Source organism: Oribacterium sp. oral taxon 078 str. F0263 (assembly GCF_000469565.1).
In the GTDB taxonomy this organism is placed as follows: domain Bacteria; phylum Bacillota; class Clostridia; order Lachnospirales; family Lachnospiraceae; genus Oribacterium.
On sequence record NZ_KI273103.1, the window covers coordinates 42,924 to 60,148 of the forward strand.

Here is a 17,225-nt window from a genome sequence, read left to right on the forward strand (position 1 = left end):
ATATCATCCGGCGCTTCGTTCGGGAAGGGAAAGCCCGCCGTCCGGCGCTGATCCCGGGGCGAAAAAGCGCAACGGGGCGGCGGGGCGTGACAGGGGAGGAGCATGGATCTTTTTGAATATATGGCGGAGAAGCAGAAGGGAGCGGAGGCCCCTCTTGCCGCGAGGATGCGCCCGGAAAATCTGGATGAGCTGGTGGGGCAGCAGGAGATCGCCGGAAAGGGGCATCTCCTCTACCGCGCGATCGCGGCGGATAAGCTCAGCTCGCTGATTTTCTACGGTCCGCCCGGCACCGGGAAGACTACGCTTGCGAGACTGATCGCGAGGACGACGAAGGCGGAATTCTGCCAGCTGAACGCGACCTCCGCGGGGAAGAAGGAGATGGAGGAGATCGTAGAGAGGGCGAAGAAGAATCTCGGCGGGTACGGGAAGCGGACGATCCTCTTCGTCGATGAAATCCATCGCTTTAACAAGGCGCAGCAGGATTATCTCCTCCCCTATGTCGAGGACGGAAGCCTCATCCTGATCGGGGCAACTACGGAGAATCCTTATTTCGAGGTGAATTCCGCGCTCCTCTCCCGCTCAAGGATCTTTGAACTGAAGCCGCTCACCGGAGAGGAGATCCGGGTTCTCTTAAAGAGGGCGGTCTCGGATCAAAGGAGGGGTCTTGGGACTTTCCGGCTCAGGATAGAGGAGGAGGCCCTTGACTTTCTCTCCGAGGCCGCGGGGGGAGACGCGCGCGCGGCACTGAATGCGCTGGAGCTTGCGGCTCTTACGACGGAGCGCGGAGAGGATGGATGGATCGACATCACTCTCTCCGTGGCCTCGGAGTGCATCCAGAAGCGGGTTTTACGCTATGACAGGGACGGGGATGAGCACTATGACACGATCTCCGCCTTTATTAAGTCGATGCGGGGCTCCGATCCGGATGCCGCCGTCTATTATCTGGCCCGTATGCTCTATGCCGGGGAGGATATCAAGTTCATCGCAAGGCGCATCGTGATCTGCGCTTCGGAGGATGTGGGGAATGCGGATCCGCAGGCCCTGAATGTCGCGACGAGCGCTTTTCTCGCGGTCGAGAGGGTGGGCCTTCCGGAGGCGAAGATCATTCTCTCCCAGGCGGCAAGCTATGTGGCCTCCGCCCCGAAGAGCAATGCCTGCGTCAAGGCGATCGTGGAGGCGGAGGCGGAGGTGAAGAGAAGCGGGAATCTCCCGATCCCCGGATATCTGCGGGACGCCCACTACCGGGGCCACGAGAAGCTCTCCCGCGGCGTCGGCTATCTTTATCCCCACGACTTTCCCGGGCATTATGTGAAGCAGCAGTATCTCCCGGATGCGCTCCGGGAGCGGAAATTCTATCATTTCCCGGAGGAGGGGGACGGAAAAGCCCCGGTTTAAGATAATGTTCATAAAATCAGAAAGACATTTTCCGCTCCTTCATGCTAGGATTTTGAGAACGCGGTCGGGACGGGCGAAGCGGGCCTATGCGAAACCGCTCCGGACAACGGGATGATAGATCATTAAGAATATAACTGGAGGGATATCAGATGAAAAAAATCGTATTTTTGGCGGCGCTGGGACTCCTCGCTCTTTCTATGGCGTCCTGCGGAAAGAAGTCGGACAAGGGCGCGGCGTCGGCTGCCGAGTCGGCCTCTGAGGATCCGTCGGAGAACAGCCTGGGCGCGACGATCCAGAAGATCGGGGACGGGAGCATGATGGTGCAGACCGACGACGGAAAATCCTATACCTTCGATATTTCAAAGGTGAAGATGGATCCGGTCTGGACGCTGATGCCCGGGGACGAGGTTCAGATCGGCTATAACGGCGCGGAGCCCGCGGACGGCATGGCGGTAAATACCGTTGTCATGTCGGTTCCATTCGAGTATTCCTCCGAGGACTACAACGAGGATCCGACGATCTACGGGGAGATCACGGCGGTGGACGACAAGAGCATCACGATCCGGGAGCAGCCGGACGAGAGAGCGGATGTCGACGAGGGAAGCAGTCAGGTGAGCCCGGAGAGCAGAATGGGGGACAGCTATACTCTCGAAAGAGCTGCCTACGGGACGGAGGTAACGAAGGACGGCGTGAAGGTCGGAGCCTTCGCTCTGGTCAGCTATACCGGGGACCTGAAGGATAAGGCCGTCGCCTATCGGGTCTGTACCGAGGACATGATGGAGGACGAGGCTTCGAATGTGATCGGTGTCAAGGGAAAGCTCGAGAAGTTCGAGGAGAGCAATCCGGATCTCCCCATTCTCTATCTGAAGGCCTCTGACGGCACGGAGCTCAAGTTTACCGTGAGTGATGACGAAAATCTGAAGAAGCTTGCGAAGGAGAATGTCGGAAAGGAAGTGGAGGTCGACTTTGCCGATTCGCTCCGGGCGAGAGTCAGCTCGGCGACGAATATCAAGCCGCTGCATTGATTTTTCGCCGGTGGACGGAGGAGAGCCGAGAGCCTGTCTTTCGAAGCAGGCGGAGGAGCCGGGGCGCTGCGGCCTTTGATCCGGAGGCCCTACGGCTTAGAAAAAGCGGGAAGCCGCCGTGTATGGAGCAGGCGGAGCGTGCCCGTTTTGCGCAAAAGAGCAGAGGGAGAGCCTCTGCTCTTCCGCTTTTAGGATGTTCAGGGAGGAAGGGGACTTATGAGATGTCTTGTGCAGAGAGTGACGGAGGCCTCCGTGCGTGTGGACGCTGCGCTGATCGGCTCCATCGGAAGGGGGCTTTTGATTCTTCTCGGAGTTTCGGAGGAGGATGACGAGGCGACAGCGGAGAAGATGGTGAGAAAGCTTCTCTCCGCCCGCATCTTTGAGGATGGGGACGGAAAGACCAATCTCTCCCTTTCCGATATCTCCGGGGAGCTTCTCATCATCAGCCAGTTTACGCTCTATGCGGACTACCGGAAGGGAAACCGTCCGAGCTTCATCCGCGCGGGCTCTCCGGAAAAGGCGGAGAGACTCTACGAATATTTCATAGAGCAATGCAGGAAGGAGGTCCGGAGAGTGGAGCAGGGGAGCTTTGGCGCCGACATGAAGGTCAGCCTCACAAATGATGGCCCCTTCACCATCCTCTACGACTCCGAGGAGCTCTCGCGGCACTGAGCGATCGATCCGCTGCATTCTATCCGCGCGGCCGAAAGGGCGGCAGCATCTCTCCCTTGTGTAAAGCCGGGATCGGCCTTATACTGGAAGCGTTCGGAGGCCCGCATTTCCGGGCTCTCCGCGGAGCTTCGGCATCGGAAAGGAGAGCAGTTCCTATGAGAGACGAGAATTGTATTTTCTGTAAGATTGCGAGCGGAGAGATCCCCTCTACGACCCTCTATGAGGATGGGGATTTCCGCGTGATTTTTGATCTTGCGCCCGCAAGCCCCGGGCATCTTCTGATCCTTCCGAAGGAGCATTTCGCTGATCTTTTGGAGCTGGACGAGGCTGTGGCCGCGAAGCTTCTCCCCCTTTCCGCCCGGGTTGCCCGCGCGATGAAGGAGGCTCTCTCCTGCCCCGGCTTCCACCTTGTGCAGAACAACGGAGAGGCGGCAGGGCAGACGGTCCGGCATTTTCACATGCATATCATCCCAAGGTATGGGAAGGAGGAGCTCCTCCTCTGGAAACCGGGGGAGTGCACGGAGGAGGAGAGAGCGGAGCTTTGCAGGAGGATCGGGGAGAAGCTTCAATGAGCATAGGCCGCATCGTATTGACGGGGGGAGGCACTGCCGGACATGTCACGGCAAATCTCGCGCTCCTTCCGAGGCTTCGTGAAATGGGAGCGGAGGTCAGCTATCTCGGCTCCTACGACGGCATCGAGCGGAGGCTCATGGAAAAGGAGGGAGTCCCCTACTATGGTGTGGATACGGGGAAGCTCCGGCGCTACCGGGACCTCCGGAACCTGACGGACCCCTTCCATGTGATACGGGGCTTTTTCGAGGCGGGGAGGATTCTGAAAAGGATAGAGCCGGACATCCTCTTCTCAAAGGGGGGATTCGTCGCGGTGCCGATCGTCTGGGCGGCCTATCTCCGGGGAATCCCTGTGGTGAGCCACGAGTCCGATATGACGCCGGGCCTCGCAAACCGTCTGACGCTCCGCTGCGCGAGAAGGATCTGCTGTAATTTTCCGGAGACCGTCGCGAAGCTTCCCCGGGGGAAGGCAGTGCTCACAGGGTCTCCGATCCGGGAGAAGCTCCTAAAGGGGAGCCGGGAGGCCGGCCTTGCGATGACGGGTTTTTCCGGGGAGAAGCCGGTGCTTATGGCAATCGGCGGAAGTCTCGGCTCGCTCGCGCTGAACCGGGCCTTCCGGAAGCTTCTTCCGGAGTTTTCGGAGAGCTTCGATCTCGTCCATATCTGCGGGAAGGGGAATGCGGATCCCGCTCTGGAGGGGAGAGAGGGATACCGGCAGTATGAGTATCTCACAGACGGGCTTCGGGATCTCTATGCGCTCGCAGATCTCGTGATCTCCCGGGCGGGCGCCAATGTGATCTGTGAGCTTCTCGCCCTGAAAAAACCGAATATTTTAGTCCCCCTCCCCAGGGACGCCTCGAGGGGAGATCAGATATTGAATGCCGAGTCCTTTGAGAGACAGGGCTTCAGCATGGTTTTGGATCAGCATGAGATCGAAAAGGATGAGAGAAAGCTCCTCTCCTCTGTGCAGGAGCTCTACAGGGACCGGGCGCGCTATATCGCCTCCATGGAGAAGGCGGAGAAGACGAGCGGGCTCGATGCCGTGCTCAGGGTGCTGATCGAGACGGCGGAGAGCGGAAAGGCGAAAGGGAGGAGAGAATGATAGGGATTATCGGGGCGATGGAGGAGGAGGTAAAGCTTCTCCGGAAGGAACTTTCGGAGAGGAAAGACGAGGAGAGAGGAGGCCTTCTCTTCTCCTACGGAAGGATCTTCGGAAAAGAGCTTGCGGTCGTCCGCTCGGGGATCGGAAAGGTCAATGCGGGGGCCTGCACCCAGCTCCTTCTGGATCTCTGTCATCCCGACTGCATCATCAATACGGGGATCGCCGGTTCCCTGGACAATGAGATCAATATCGGAGACATCGTTCTCTCCGAGGACGCGGTGCAGTATGATGTGGACGCGACCCATTTCGGTTACCGTCTCGGTGAGATTCCCAGGAGCGGCAGGCTCTCCTTTCCCGCGAGCAGGAGACTTCTGGAGATTGCGATGGAGGAGAACCGGCAGGCGAATCCGGAGATACGCGGGATCGCGGGAAGGGTGTGCAGCGGGGACCGCTTCGTATCGGATCCGGAGACAAAGCGCTGGATCCGGGAGCAGTTTCAGGGAAAGTGCTGTGAGATGGAGGGCGCGGCGATCGCGCAGATCGCCTGGCAGAATTCCTGCCCCTTTCTGATCGTCCGCGCGATCTCCGATAAGGCGGATCAGTCCGCGATTTTGGATTACCCGGCCTTTGAAAAGGAGGCGATTATGCACTCGGTCCGGCTCGTGAGAGCGATGGTGCAAAGGATATAAGGGGCGGCGGAAAAGCGGGGCACAGGCAGGCAAAGTGAGAGGGAGGCTCCGTCTGCCGATCGACTGCTCCATAAGGAGGCCGTCTGCCGCCCCGGCGCTTAGCGATTTGGTACTTCAAAATCGCTTATGCGTCCGCTGGCCGCGGCAGTCGGAGCGAGAGCGTCCTTCGTTGGAGCAGTCGATCGGCAGACGATACCGTAAGGTGAGCAAGGAGGTACAACGGGGGGTCTGCTGGAAGCAGTGCCTTTAGAGAGCTTGGAGGAAGGAGTCCCGCCCCGGTTTTTCGGGGCGGAGAGGAAGGAAGGAAAGGAAATGAGCGGATTACGGTTTGATCTCACGAGGGCGAAGAGATTTATCTCCGATGAGGAGCTTTCCAATTTCAGGGAGCAGGTGCTTTCTGCGGAGAAGACGCTTCTCACGGGGAGCGGAGCCGGCAATGATTTTCTGGGCTGGCTGGATCTCCCCCTGAATTATGACAGGGAGGAGTTTTCCCGGATTGAGAGGGCGGCGGAGAAGATCCGCGGGGATTCCGAGCTGCTTCTTGTGATCGGGATCGGCGGCTCCTATCTGGGAGCGCGGGCGGCAAATGAGTTTCTGAATCCCTGCTTCTATAATGAGCTCCCGAGAGAGAAGAGGGGAGGACCGGAGATCTACTACTGCGGAAACAATCTCTCCTCGAAGTACCTCTGCGGGCTTCGGGAGCTCCTGGAGGGAAGGGATTTCTCCCTGAATATCATCTCGAAATCCGGAACGACGACGGAGCCCTCGGTGGCATTTCGGATCTTTAAGGAGCTCCTCGAGCAAAAATACGGGAAGGAGGGGGCGGCGAAGCGGATCTATGCGACGACAGACCGCGCAAAGGGGGCGCTGAAGAAGCTCTCGGACGAGGAGGGCTATGAGAGCTTCGTCGTCCCGGATGACGTCGGCGGGAGATTCTCCGTCCTCACCGCGGTGGGACTTCTCCCGATCGCCTCCTCCGGGGCGGACATCGGGGCGCTCATGCGCGGAGCCGCCGCGATGCGGGAGCGCTGCCTCGAGGATCCCTATGAGAAGAATGCAGCCCTTCTCTATGCGGCGGCCAGGAATATTATGCTCCGGAAGGGAAAGGCGATCGAGATCGTCGCGAATTATGAGCCCTCTCTCCACTATATCTCGGAGTGGTGGAAGCAGCTCATGGGGGAATCCGAGGGCAAGGATCAGAGGGGGATTTTCCCGGCCTCTGTCGATCTCACGACGGATCTTCATTCCATGGGACAGTTTATCCAGGATGGCTCGCGAAATCTCTTCGAGACGGTTCTGAATGTGGAGGAATGCCCCGATACACTCTCTCTCAGAGAGGAGAAGGAGGACATCGACGGCATGAATTATCTCGCGGGAAGGACGGTGGACTTTGTCAATAAGTCCGCGATGAACGGCACGATTCTCGCGCATACCGATGGGAATGTCCCGAACTTCGTGGTGACGATCCCGCGCCAGGATGCCTTTTCCCTCGGAGAGCTGTTCTACTTTTTCGAGTTCGCCTGCGGCGTCTCCGGATACTTAAACGGGGTGAACCCCTTCAACCAGCCGGGGGTGGAGAGCTATAAGAAAAATATGTTTGCTCTGCTCGGAAAGCCGGGCTATGAGGAGCTCTCCCGGGAGCTCGGGGAGAGACTCAAGGGGGACGCTATTCCTCGATAACCTCGATATGAAGGGCATCGAAGGGGATGTGCTCGAGAAAGCTGTCCTGTCGGAAGTCAGTCCGGCTTTTCCTCTGGAATTCGCGGATATTTTTGGAAAGCCAGATCGGGACCGGGAGATCCAGATGCTCGCTGATCTCCCGGAGCGCTTCCATCACATGGCGTGTCCGGGATAGGGACTCATCTTCCTGCCGGGAGACGCAGCTTCTCAGAGTTCGCCCCTCCCTTTGGATGCTTCCGCTCATTCGAAACATGCTTGGCTCCTTTCTTCCTCTGCCTATTCGGATCCCTGATCCCTTATAGCGCTCTGCTTTTTGGGATACGGGCGGATCAGGGCGGATTCTACCGCCTGCTCTTCCCTCCGGGATCAGAGTGCTCCGGGCATGCATTATACCTTTCAGAGGGGAGGAAGTCAAAGTGAGAGCGATACAGAAGATGGAGGAGAGATATGGGACTGGAAACGGAGAAGCCCTTGGAGTTTTTGAACCAGGCGAAGCAGGCGCTCCTGGATCAAAGAGCGCTGTCGGAATCCTTGCGGGAGGCCAGGGAGCAGGAGGAGAGCGCGACGAGAGCGCTGGAGAGCGCACGTAAGGAGCTCTCGGAGAGGAAGGAAAGGACCTTAAAGAACCGGAGCGAGGAGATCAAAAAGACCTATGAAAGGCAGATCGAACAGATCGACGGCGCTTTAAAGAAGGCCCGCTCCCAGAGGGAGAGGGCAAAGAATCTCGGGGTGAAGGGACGGATTGAGACGGAGACGGAGCCTGTAAACGAGGAGAATCAGGAGCTCTGGCGCCGCTTCAAGGCAGTGCTTCGGAAGGATAAGGCGCCGTTTTTCTGCAGGACGAGGCTTTATTACATGCTCTTTCAGCCGAGCGGCTTTTCTGAGTTCCTGGGGCTCTTTTTCGCCTTTTTGCTCTTCTTCCTGCTGATCCCGATCGGGGTCTATCTTCTCCTTCCGGAGAGAAGGACCCTATATCTGATCGCGGTCTACCTCCTCGATATTCTGATCTTTGGCGGGCTCTATGTCCTGATCGGCAATCAGACGAAGGGAAAGCACGGGGAAGCGATCCGGGAGGGCAGAGGATTTCTGAATGAGATGCGCAAAAACCGGAAGAGGATCCGGAACATCGCGCGCGGAATCCGCTCGGACTCCAGCGAGGAGCCCTATCATCTGGAGGACTATGATTCCGAGATCGAGAAGGCCGAGCAGGAGAGGGAGCAGACGATCCGCGAGATGCAAAGTGCGCAGGACACCTTTGAGAAGGTGACGAAGAATATCATCACGGGAGAGATGGACAGCGCCGCTCAGGCGGAGCTGGATCAGCTGTCCGACCAGCTCGCGGAGTCGAGCCGGAGGAGGTCGGAGCTGGAAAAGAAGGAAAAGCTCGGGGAGCAGGAGCTCTCCCTTCGCTATGAGCAGCTTCTCGGAAAGGCGCATATGAAGGAGGAGGAGATTGACCGCCTTTATGAGCTCATTCAAAGTGGGGAGGCCTCCTCGCTGATCGATGCCGTGACGAAGCTTGAGGGGAAGGGATAAGCCCTGAGGAAGCAGGCAGAGAGGGGGACGGAGAAGGAGGTGGAAGAGCGCGGCTAAATTATCGCGGCTCCCTTTCCTCCGCCTCCTCCGGGAGAAGCTCGATCTTTCGGAAGGGGAGCTGCTCCGCTGTGAGAAGCTCCTCCTCCCTTTTGTGACAGCTGAAGAGGAGGATCTGCTCCCCCGGCATATCAGAGAGAAAATGAAGACAGCTCTTCAGCCGCTCCTCGTCATAGAGCGCGAAGCTTTCGTCGAGAAAGAGCGGCAGCCGCTCCGGCGCCTCCTCCTGCATGAGGGAGGATACGGCGAGACGGAGGGCGAGATAGACCTGATCCATGGTTCCGAGCGAGAGCTCCTTCAGCTTCAGCATGCGCTCCCCGCTTCCGATGAAGAGCTCCAGGCTGTCATCGACGAAGAGGGAGCGGTAGCGTCCGCCGGTAATCTCGGAGAGCATGCGTCCCGCCTTTTCATTGAGATGCCGGCCGAAGCTCTCCGAGATCCGGAGGGAGAGCTCGGAAATGCGCTCTCTTGCGAGAGATAGGGCATCGAGATGCCGCTCTATCCGCTCATTTTCCCGGACGGAGGAGAGAAGACGAAGCTCCCTCGTTCGAAGCTGCGAGAGACGCTCCAGCTTTCCCTCAAGCTCGGTCTGGAGCTCATGCTGCCGTAGAAGCTCCTCGTCATAGCCCTTTTCGGCGTTCTCCTTCTCCTCCAGCTCGGAGAGAACGGCATTGAGCGCTCTTCTCCCCTCCCAAAGCTCCGTAAGGATCCCTCGGAGCTCCCGGTAGCGGGAGCGAAGCCTTTCCATGCTCTCCTCCCCGATCTCCACTCCTCCGATCCGGGCGGAGAGGACAGCGCGGAGCGCTTCTCTTCGCTCTGCTTCCTCTCTCTTTCTCCTTCGGGAAAGCGGATAGAGGAGGAGCCTTAGGACAGAGCTTTTCTTTTCCTCTTGCAGCGCGCGGTAGAGCCCCTCGGCCCTTCCCTCCTCTTTTTCGATCTCCTCCTGATCGCTCAGACCGGAGAGACGGAGGATCTCCTCCTTCCCCGAGTTTCTCCGGAGAAGCTCCTCCTTCCTTCTCTGCAGCTCTGTGAGATTTTCCCTGGCCTCCTCCCGGAGAGCGGCAAAGCGGCGGATCCGGTTTTCATAGCGTGGATTTTCGAGTTCTCTCTCCAGATTTCGGATCTCACCGGTAAGGAGGGAGAGCTCCTTTACCGCGCCGCCGTCGAGAAGCTCCCGGAGCCTTCCCTCCTCCTCGTCCAGGAAACGGAGGGCCCGCTCCCCGGAGATGGAGGAGCTTTTGCTCTCCTGCATATTTTTCACGTAGCGCCGGAGCTCTCCGGCCATTTCCCGGTCGGTTTTTGCGTGAAGCTGAGCGATGGATACGGTATTTCGGTAGCCCTTCTCCGTGAGATGACAGAGAAGCTCCGAGAGGAAGCGCCCGGGCTCCTCCAGAGGGATTCCCGATTTTTCGGAGAGGATGGAAAGCCCCTCATCCGGAGCGGAAAAATCTCTTTGGATGAGGTAGCGCTCCCCCAGATAGGAGACGAGGAGCTCGCCGCCGAAGCGCTCCGGATTCTTCCAGGGGCGGATATGGAGTCGGAATTCCCGGGCGGGGAGGCTTCCTCCGCTTGGAAGACCGTAGAACATGCTGCGGAGAAAATGATGGAGCGTGGACTTTCCGGCTTCATTCCTTCCATAGATCAGGTTCAGGCCGTCCGAGAGCGGAAGCTTATAGTCATGGAACTTTCCAAAGCCGTGGATCCTCAATTCGATGAGCTTCATCCTTCCTCCTCCTCTTCCGAAAAAAGGAGTGCGCGGATCCCAAGGAGGAGTGCCTCCTCTTCCTCCTCGCTTCTTTCCTCCTTATCCTCCATGAGAAAGCTCCGAATATAGAAGCCGATGAGATCGGAGGAATGCTCCCGGCAGAGCGCCCCGAGGTCGTAGTCCGGCTTCGATTCATCGAGAAGCTCCGCGATGGGGAAGCGCTCCCGGAGGGAGTCGAGGGAAAAGCTCTGCTCCGGATTTCTCTTTCCGCGGATGCGGATCCGATAGATCCGCTCCTTTCCGTGCTCCCCCATCCGCTCGGAGAGGAGACGGAGCAGAGCTTCTTCGCGGGTTCTTTGGTTCACTGTGACCTGGAGGGGAACGTAGCGCCGCCTGGCGATCGGGAGGAAGCGAAGCTTCATGAGATCTCCCGTGCCGGGATCCAGCTCTCCGAGATAGACGCCGTGCTCCCCGCTTTCCCTCGGTGAGAGCGGTTCGGGAGAGGCGGGAAAGACGATTCTCCGCTCCCCCATTTCTCTCCTCCTTTCCGAGCCGCCGAGCGCGGCGTAGCAAAAGGGGAGGGAGCTGAGGAAGGAGATATCCTCCGGGAAGGGATTTTTCTTAGAGCAGCTTGCAAGTAAAATCCGGGAGCTCTCATCGCGGCAGCGGGGGAAGGCGCGGATCGCCTCCTCCCAGCTTCCCTCCGGGCAGGAGAGGGCGCAGATTTCCGTTCGGATCTCATCGAAGAAAAAGCTCCCGGAGGGCTCCAGGAGACAGCTTACATTGTCGGAAAAGGAAAAGCTTAAGAGGGCGGAGCTTTTCGTAATGCGGTCGCTCTCTCCGGGCAGGAGGACGACATGGGTTTTCGGTATCGTCCGAAAGAGACTGTCCAGCTCGGAGAGCTCCCGCTTTAAGGGCTGCTGATGGAAGAGATTTCCGGCGATCAGGAGGCAGTCCGCGCCGAAGTCTTTGCAGAGAGATACGATATGCCGGAAGCTCTCCCGGATCTCCTCCTCCCTCTCCTTGGCCCAGGGCATATCCGGATCCGGCGTCATGCCCCAGTGCACATCGGCAGTGTGAATGAATTTCATGGCTAGATCTCGCAGTTTCCTACCGTGCGGGGGAAGGGGAGAACATCGCGGATATTCTGCATTCCGGTGAGATACATGACGGCGCGCTCAAAGCCGAGGCCGAAGCCGCCGTGCCGGGTCGTGCCGAATCTCCGAAGGTCCAGATAGAAGCGGTAGGACTCGATGTCCATGCCGAGCTCCTCCATCCGGGAGAGGAGCCTGTCGTAGTCCTCCTCCCTCTGGGAGCCGCCGATGATTTCCCCGATGCCGGGCACCAGACAGTCCACAGCGGCGACGGTCCTTCCGTCCGAATTCTGCTTCATGTAGAAGGCCTTGATCTCCTTCGGATAGTCCGTGATGAAGACCGGGCGCTGAAAGATCTTCTCCGTCAGATAGCGCTCGTGCTCTGTCTGGAGATCCGCCCCCCAGGAAAGCTTGTACTCGAAGTCCGCATTGTGCTTTTCGAGGATCTCGACGGCCTCCGTATAGCTGATCCGGCCGAAGTCGGAGTCGAGGATGCAGCGCATCCTTTCGAGAAGACCCTTGTCCACAAAGCTGTTCAAAAACTCCATTTCCTCCGGAGCCTCCGTAAGGACATGGCGGATGATGAACTTCAGCATCTCCTCCGCGGTGTCCATGATGTCGGAAAGCTCCGCGAAGGCCATCTCCGGCTCGATCATCCAAAACTCCGCCGCATGCCTCTGCGTATTCGAATTCTCCGCGCGGAAGGTCGGACCGAAGGTATAGATATTCCGAAAGGCCTGGGCGAAGCTCTCTCCGTTCAGCTGACCGGAGACGGTGAGAGAGGTCTTCTTTCCGAAAAAGTCCGCCCCGTAGTCGACGCCCTCCGCCGTCCTCGGAAGCTGATCGAGGTCGAGCGTCGTCACCTGAAACATCTCTCCGGCGCCCTCTGCGTCAGAGGCGGTGATGATCGGCGTGTGGACATAGACGAAGCCGCGCTCTTGAAAGAAGCGGTGGATCGCAAAGGCGATCAGGGAGCGGATGCGAAAGACGGCCTGAAGAGTATTGGTCCTCGGGCGAAGGTGGGGGATGCTCCGGAGATATTCCAGGGTATGGCGCTTTTTCTGGAGAGGATAGTCCGGACTGCTCGGCCCCTCGATGGTGACGCTTTCCGCCTGCAGCTCAAAGGGCTGCTTCGCCTCCGGCGTCGCGACAAGCCTTCCCTTTACGATGACGGCCGCGCCGACGCCGAGCTTTGCGATCTCGGGGAAGTTCTCCAGATTCTCGTGATAGACGACCTGAAGCGGCGTAAAAAAGCTCCCGTCGGAAATCACGAGAAAGCCGAAGGACTTACTATCCCGGTTGCTCCGGACCCATCCTCCGACCGTGATTTCTCTGTCATAGTAGGCGGCGCTGTCTCTGAAAAGCTCGCGCAAACTGCTTAAATTCATGCTTCCTCCCCCTGCGTTTCCGAAAAGCTCCGAAAGCGGAATCCCGATATGCCTCCGCCTTCGAAGTCCCGCCGCCGGTAAAGCGGCGGGATATGTGATACGCCCCTTATGAGCATAAGGCGGGGAAAGGCCCGCGAAAATGCGAAAAAGAGGCCGCATGGACTCCCCCATGCAAGATCAGCCTTTGATGACCTGATTATTATACTAGATGAAAAGAGGCTTTTCAATGAAAGATAGCTCCCCGCGCTGCGAGACAGGGCGGCCTGAGAGAGCTGCCCTGTTCCGGGCGGGCAAAACGGCAGAAAAGATGGAAATTTATACAGTTATTGGGGATTATTCCGCCGATTTGTATTTCATTATTTCCCTTTGGGTGCTATAATAGAGGCAATCGGAGCAGTCATGACGCTGAAGATCGAAAGGCTTCGGGCGAACTGCATCAGAAGATACGCTGCTCTCCCGCAGGGGAAGGGCGGTATCTTTGTCCGCATTTACCGGTCCATCGCCCCGGGAGCAAAGGGCCGGAGATCTTCGCATTATCTCTGAACCGGAGGAAGGGAGGGGAGTTCTCCCCGCAGCAGCTGTGACGCTAAACTCGATGACCAGAGGGGTGATGATGTGATTAAGAAGGAAATGATTGCCATGCTTTTGGCTGGCGGCCAGGGTTCCCGCCTTGGTATTCTCACGAAGAATGTCGCAAAACCCGCTGTTTCCTTTGGCGGAAAGTATTCTATTATCGACTTCCCACTCAGTAATTGTATCAATTCCGGCGTGGATACGGTCGGAGTACTGACGCAGTACCAGCCTCTTCGCCTGAATGCCCATATCGGCATCGGCATCCCCTGGGATCTGGACCGGAACCGGGGAGGGGTGACGGTACTGCAGCCCTATGAGTCCCAGGATGACACCGGATTTTATTCCGGCACGGCGAATGCGATCTTCCAAAATATCGCCTATATCGATAACTATGACCCGGACTATGTGCTGATCCTCTCGGGGGACCATATCTACAAGATGGATTATGAGGTCATGCTGGAGTATCACAAGGCGATGAACGCGGGGCTCACCATCGCGGCGATGCCGGTGCCGATGGAGGAGGCGAGCCGCTTCGGGATCACCGTGACGGATGAGCAGAACCGCATCATCGACTTTCAGGAGAAGCCCCAGGAGCCGAAGAGCAATCTGGCGTCCATGGGGATCTATATCTTCAGCTGGAAGCTGCTTCGGGATGCGCTCTTGAAAAACCGGGATGTGCCGGGCTGCGATTTCGGAAAGCATATCATCCCCTACCTCTTCCATCGGGATGCCCCGATCTACGCCTATGAATTCAATGGCTACTGGAAGGATGTCGGCACACTGCAGTCCTACTGGGAATCCAATATGGAGCTGGTCGCGCTCATCCCGGAGTTCAATCTCTACGAGGAGTACTGGAAGATTTATACGCAGACGGACAATCCCGCTCCCCAGTACATTTCCGGAGACTCCCATGTGGAGCGCTCCATCATCTCCGAGGGCTGCGAGATCTACGGAGAGGTCTACAATTCGGTGATCGGGGCCGGTGTGACCGTGGAGGGCGGCGCGGTCATCTCGGATTCCATCATTATGGACAATTCGGTGATCCGGGAGGGCAGCCGGATCAATAAGGCCATTATCGCCCAGAATGTCAGCATCGGCAAAGGCTGCGTGATCGGGACCGGAGAGTATGCGGATTCCGTCTATGACAAAAGGGTCTATTGCTCGGAACTTGCATTGATCGGAGAGAATTCCGTGATTCCGGATCAGGTCTCGATCGGGAGGAACACGGCGGTCTATGGGAAGACTGCACCGGAGGATTACCCGGACGCTGTGCTTCGAAGCGGCGGCGCGATCATCAAGGAGGACGACAGAATATGAGAGCGATAGGAATTATCCTTGCGGGCGGCAACAACAAGCGGATGAAAGAATTGTCCAACAAGCGGGCGATCTCCGCGATGCCGGTGGCGGGCACCTTTCGGGCCATCGACTTCGCGCTCTCCAACATGTCGAATTCCCACGTGCAGAAGGTGGCGGTGCTCACGCAGTACAATTCGCGCTCTCTGAACCAGCACCTCTCCTCCTCGAAGTGGTGGGACTTCGGGCGAAAGCAGGGCGGGCTCTACGTCTATACGCCCACGATCACGGCGGAGCACGGGGACTGGTTCCGCGGCACGGCGGACGCCCTCTACCAAAACCTCGTCTTTTTGAAATCCTCCCACGAGCCCTATGTCATCATCGCCGCGGGGGACGGCATCTACAAGCTCGACTACAACAGGGTCCTGGAGTACCACATCGAGAAGAAGGCGGATATCACGGTGGTGTGCACCGCGCTCAATCCCGCGGACGATGTCTCCCGCTTTGGCTGCATCAAGATGAACGAGGACAACCGCATCGTGGAATTTGAGGAGAAGCCTGTGGCGACGGATGCGACCACGATCTCCTGCGGAGTCTATGTGATCCGAAGGCGGCAGCTGATCGAGCTTTTGGAGAAGTCCAACGATGAGGACCGCTATGATTTTGTGAAGGACATCCTGGTGCGCTACAAAAAGCTGAAGCATATCTACGGCTACCGGATGAATGGCTACTGGAGCAATATCGCATCGCTTCCGTCCTATTACAGGACCAATATGGACTTCCTGAAAAGAGAGATCCGGGATCATTTCTTCAAGGAGGCCCCGGGGGTTTACACAAGACTTGCGGATAATCCGCCCGCGAAGTATAATCCGGGGTGCAGTGTCCATAATGCGATCGTGGCGAGCGGGTGCATCATCAACGGTATGGTGGAGAATTCTGTTCTCTGCCGAAAGGTTTATGTCGGAAACAACTGCATTATCCGAAATTCCGTCATTTTAAATGATGTTTATATCGGAGACAACAGCGTCATTGAAAACTGTATTGTGGAGAGCCGGGACACCATCCGGGCAAATACGACTTACATAGGGACTCCGGATGACATCAGAATAGTAATTGAAAAAAACGAAAGATATATCATGTGACGGGATGAGATCTGAGGATGGCGGAGCAGCGGGAGCATGCGAAATCACCTTTGATATCCGAAGCGTGGTAGGAAAGGATAGGAGGATAAGTATGCAGGTTACGGATGTACGGGTTCGCCGTGTGGAGAAAGAGGGGAAGATGAAGGCGGTCGCGTCCATCACCTTTGATGAGGAATTTGTCATCCATGATATCAAGGTGATCGAGGGCGAGAAGGGGCTTTTCATCGCCATGCCCTCCAGGAAGACAACAGATGGGGAGTACCGCGACATCGCGCATCCGATCCGCTCCTCCACGAGAGAGCTGCTTCAGAGCACGATTTTAAGGACATACCGGGCGGAGCTGGACAGAATCAACGGAGAGAGGGTGCTTTGATTCCCGCCATTTGGGGCGAGAGGCTCCAGAGGAAGGCCGTGTCGAAAGGCATGGCCTTGATTTTTTTCCGGAGCTCGGTATAAAATGATCGAACGGATTTCCTGCCGTGAAGGGATTGTCTGCTGTAGGAGCGGATCGAAGGCAGGATATCGGATCCGTGCTTTTGTCATCCCTATATGCCGAGAAAGGCTCTATGGGAGATGGTGATGGTATACTGCGCCCGGATAGGGCTTGGGAGGCGGTCGAAGGGATGAGTCCGAAGAGAAGAGAGAGAGCGGCACTTTTTTGCAACCTGCTTTTGCTTTTGGCGGAGCTGATCGTGGCAAACTCCGCCTTTCACTCAGAGGGGCTCAGGACGCTCCGCTTCTATACGACGGATTCCAATCTGTTCTCGGGTGCGGTCTCGCTTCTCTATTGCTTTTTCTCGCTCCGGAAATTGAATCAGAGCGGGAAGGGGGTGCTCGCCAGGGCCCTGTCCGGGAAGGGAGGAAGCTCCGGCATCCCCGGCTGGCTCCTCTCCCTCCGCTATCTCGCAAGCTGCTGCCTGATGCTGACCTTCTTCGTAGTGCTTTTCGTTCTGGCCCCGGAGAAGGGCTATCTCTATGAGTTCACGGAGGGTACGAAGAGCCTGAGTCACCTTATCGCGCCGCTTCTCTCCCTCTTCTCTCTCCTGCTCTTTGAGAGGGGAGGAGAGATCCCGAAAAGCATGCCGCTTCTCGCCCTGCTTCTCACCCTGCTCTACGGCCTTCCGATCCTCGTACTGAACGGGATCGGACTCGTGGACGGTCCCTACTCCTTTCTCAAGATCCGGGAGCAAACGCCGGGGAAGACGCTGTTTTGGTTCATTGTGATCCTGTCCGGGAATTTCCTGATCGCAGCGGGAATCCGGCGACTCTTGAGCGTAGAAGTCTGCCATCAGGCAGACTCGGAG

The 17,225-nt window shown here is 57.6% G+C and carries 16 protein-coding genes; 12 read left to right on the forward strand and 4 right to left on the reverse strand.

Annotated features, from left to right (window positions below; all coding sequences use genetic code 11):
- The first annotated feature begins 102 nt into the window (after positions 1 to 102).
- From HMPREF1986_RS04625 to HMPREF1986_RS04655, 7 genes are all read left to right on the forward strand, one after another.
- Positions 103 to 1,395 (forward strand): replication-associated recombination protein A, encoded by a 1,293-nt coding sequence (locus HMPREF1986_RS04625; protein ID WP_021773612.1) that lies wholly within the window; start codon positions 103 to 105, stop codon positions 1,393 to 1,395.
- Between the two features lie 149 nt (positions 1,396 to 1,544).
- Entirely contained in the window at positions 1,545 to 2,420 is an 876-nt protein-coding gene (locus HMPREF1986_RS04630) for a hypothetical protein (protein WP_021773613.1), read from the forward strand.
- Between the two features lie 216 nt (positions 2,421 to 2,636).
- On the forward strand, positions 2,637 to 3,092 hold the full coding sequence (dtd, locus tag HMPREF1986_RS04635; protein WP_021773614.1) for a D-aminoacyl-tRNA deacylase: 456 nt from the start codon (positions 2,637 to 2,639) through the stop codon (positions 3,090 to 3,092).
- A 155-nt stretch (positions 3,093 to 3,247) separates the two neighbouring features.
- Positions 3,248 to 3,664 (forward strand): HIT family protein, encoded by a 417-nt coding sequence (locus HMPREF1986_RS04640; RefSeq protein WP_009213787.1) that lies wholly within the window; start codon positions 3,248 to 3,250, stop codon positions 3,662 to 3,664.
- Positions 3,661 to 4,764 (forward strand): undecaprenyldiphospho-muramoylpentapeptide beta-N-acetylglucosaminyltransferase, encoded by a 1,104-nt coding sequence (locus tag HMPREF1986_RS04645; protein ID WP_021773615.1) that lies wholly within the window; start codon positions 3,661 to 3,663, stop codon positions 4,762 to 4,764. The genes HMPREF1986_RS04640 and HMPREF1986_RS04645 overlap by 4 nt, the downstream gene beginning before the upstream one ends.
- On the forward strand, positions 4,761 to 5,453 hold the full coding sequence (locus HMPREF1986_RS04650) for a 5'-methylthioadenosine/adenosylhomocysteine nucleosidase (protein ID WP_021773616.1): 693 nt from the start codon (positions 4,761 to 4,763) through the stop codon (positions 5,451 to 5,453). The genes HMPREF1986_RS04645 and HMPREF1986_RS04650 overlap by 4 nt, the downstream gene beginning before the upstream one ends.
- A gap of 312 nt (positions 5,454 to 5,765) precedes the next feature.
- Positions 5,766 to 7,133, forward strand: coding sequence for a glucose-6-phosphate isomerase (locus HMPREF1986_RS04655; protein WP_036599354.1), 1,368 nt, complete (start codon positions 5,766 to 5,768; stop codon positions 7,131 to 7,133).
- Here HMPREF1986_RS04655 and HMPREF1986_RS04660 read toward each other — a convergent pair.
- Positions 7,120 to 7,386: a hypothetical protein gene (locus tag HMPREF1986_RS04660; RefSeq protein WP_021773618.1), complete on the reverse strand. Its 267-nt coding sequence runs from the start codon at positions 7,384 to 7,386 to the stop codon at positions 7,120 to 7,122. The two genes, HMPREF1986_RS04655 and HMPREF1986_RS04660, sit on opposite strands and share 14 nt — an antisense overlap.
- Before the next feature lie 194 nt (positions 7,387 to 7,580).
- On the opposite strand from HMPREF1986_RS04660, the gene HMPREF1986_RS04665 reads away from it, so the two are divergent.
- Positions 7,581 to 8,669 carry a hypothetical protein gene (locus tag HMPREF1986_RS04665; RefSeq protein WP_021773619.1) on the forward strand — a complete coding sequence of 363 codons (1,089 nt, stop codon included), beginning with the start codon at positions 7,581 to 7,583 and terminating at the stop codon, positions 8,667 to 8,669.
- Between the two features lie 58 nt (positions 8,670 to 8,727).
- Here the strand turns inward: HMPREF1986_RS04665 and HMPREF1986_RS04670 are convergent, their stop codons facing one another.
- From HMPREF1986_RS04670 to asnS, 3 genes are read right to left on the reverse strand one after another with little or no spacing between them, the layout of a single operon-like run.
- Entirely contained in the window at positions 8,728 to 10,449 is a 1,722-nt protein-coding gene (locus HMPREF1986_RS04670; protein ID WP_021773620.1) for an ATP-binding protein, read from the reverse strand.
- On the reverse strand, positions 10,446 to 11,522 hold the full coding sequence (locus HMPREF1986_RS04675) for a metallophosphoesterase family protein (RefSeq protein WP_021773621.1): 1,077 nt from the start codon (positions 11,520 to 11,522) through the stop codon (positions 10,446 to 10,448). Before HMPREF1986_RS04675 ends, HMPREF1986_RS04670 begins: the two co-directional genes overlap by 4 nt.
- A 2-nt stretch (positions 11,523 to 11,524) precedes the next feature.
- Entirely contained in the window at positions 11,525 to 12,913 is a 1,389-nt protein-coding gene (gene asnS / locus HMPREF1986_RS04680) for an asparagine--tRNA ligase (protein ID WP_036599356.1), read from the reverse strand.
- A gap of 615 nt (positions 12,914 to 13,528) precedes the next feature.
- On the opposite strand from asnS, the gene HMPREF1986_RS04685 reads away from it, so the two are divergent.
- The 4 genes from HMPREF1986_RS04685 to HMPREF1986_RS04700 all read left to right on the forward strand — a co-directional run.
- Entirely contained in the window at positions 13,529 to 14,803 is a 1,275-nt protein-coding gene (locus HMPREF1986_RS04685; protein ID WP_021773625.1) for a glucose-1-phosphate adenylyltransferase, read from the forward strand.
- Positions 14,800 to 15,921 carry a glucose-1-phosphate adenylyltransferase subunit GlgD gene (glgD, locus tag HMPREF1986_RS04690; RefSeq protein WP_021773626.1) on the forward strand — a complete coding sequence of 374 codons (1,122 nt, stop codon included), beginning with the start codon at positions 14,800 to 14,802 and terminating at the stop codon, positions 15,919 to 15,921. Before HMPREF1986_RS04685 ends, glgD begins: the two co-directional genes overlap by 4 nt.
- A 91-nt stretch (positions 15,922 to 16,012) precedes the next feature.
- Entirely contained in the window at positions 16,013 to 16,294 is a 282-nt protein-coding gene (gene spoVG, locus HMPREF1986_RS04695) for a septation regulator SpoVG (protein ID WP_036599341.1), read from the forward strand.
- 250 nt (positions 16,295 to 16,544) lie between these two features.
- The coding region (locus HMPREF1986_RS04700; protein WP_081688437.1) for a hypothetical protein at positions 16,545 to 17,225 on the forward strand (681 nt) is incomplete at its 3' end.

Excerpts from the sequence above, each read along its gene's own strand:
- HMPREF1986_RS04625 (WP_021773612.1), top strand. The coding sequence starts at position 103 with ATGGATCTTTTTGAATATATGGCGGAGAAGCAGAAGGGAGCGGAGGCC.
- HMPREF1986_RS04630 (WP_021773613.1), top strand. The coding sequence starts at position 1,545 with ATGAAAAAAATCGTATTTTTGGCGGCGCTGGGACTCCTCGCTCTTTCT.
- dtd (WP_021773614.1), top strand. The coding sequence starts at position 2,637 with ATGAGATGTCTTGTGCAGAGAGTGACGGAGGCCTCCGTGCGTGTGGAC.
- HMPREF1986_RS04640 (WP_009213787.1), top strand. The coding sequence starts at position 3,248 with ATGAGAGACGAGAATTGTATTTTCTGTAAGATTGCGAGCGGAGAGATC.
- HMPREF1986_RS04645 (WP_021773615.1), top strand. The coding sequence starts at position 3,661 with ATGAGCATAGGCCGCATCGTATTGACGGGGGGAGGCACTGCCGGACAT.
- HMPREF1986_RS04650 (WP_021773616.1), top strand. The coding sequence starts at position 4,761 with ATGATAGGGATTATCGGGGCGATGGAGGAGGAGGTAAAGCTTCTCCGG.
- HMPREF1986_RS04655 (WP_036599354.1), top strand. The coding sequence starts at position 5,766 with ATGAGCGGATTACGGTTTGATCTCACGAGGGCGAAGAGATTTATCTCC.
- HMPREF1986_RS04660 (WP_021773618.1), bottom strand. The coding sequence starts at position 7,386 with ATGTTTCGAATGAGCGGAAGCATCCAAAGGGAGGGGCGAACTCTGAGA.
- HMPREF1986_RS04665 (WP_021773619.1), top strand. The coding sequence starts at position 7,581 with ATGGGACTGGAAACGGAGAAGCCCTTGGAGTTTTTGAACCAGGCGAAG.
- HMPREF1986_RS04670 (WP_021773620.1), bottom strand. The coding sequence starts at position 10,449 with ATGAAGCTCATCGAATTGAGGATCCACGGCTTTGGAAAGTTCCATGAC.
- HMPREF1986_RS04675 (WP_021773621.1), bottom strand. The coding sequence starts at position 11,522 with ATGAAATTCATTCACACTGCCGATGTGCACTGGGGCATGACGCCGGAT.
- asnS (WP_036599356.1), bottom strand. The coding sequence starts at position 12,913 with ATGAATTTAAGCAGTTTGCGCGAGCTTTTCAGAGACAGCGCCGCCTAC.
- glgD (WP_021773626.1), top strand. The coding sequence starts at position 14,800 with ATGAGAGCGATAGGAATTATCCTTGCGGGCGGCAACAACAAGCGGATG.
- spoVG (WP_036599341.1), top strand. The coding sequence starts at position 16,013 with ATGCAGGTTACGGATGTACGGGTTCGCCGTGTGGAGAAAGAGGGGAAG.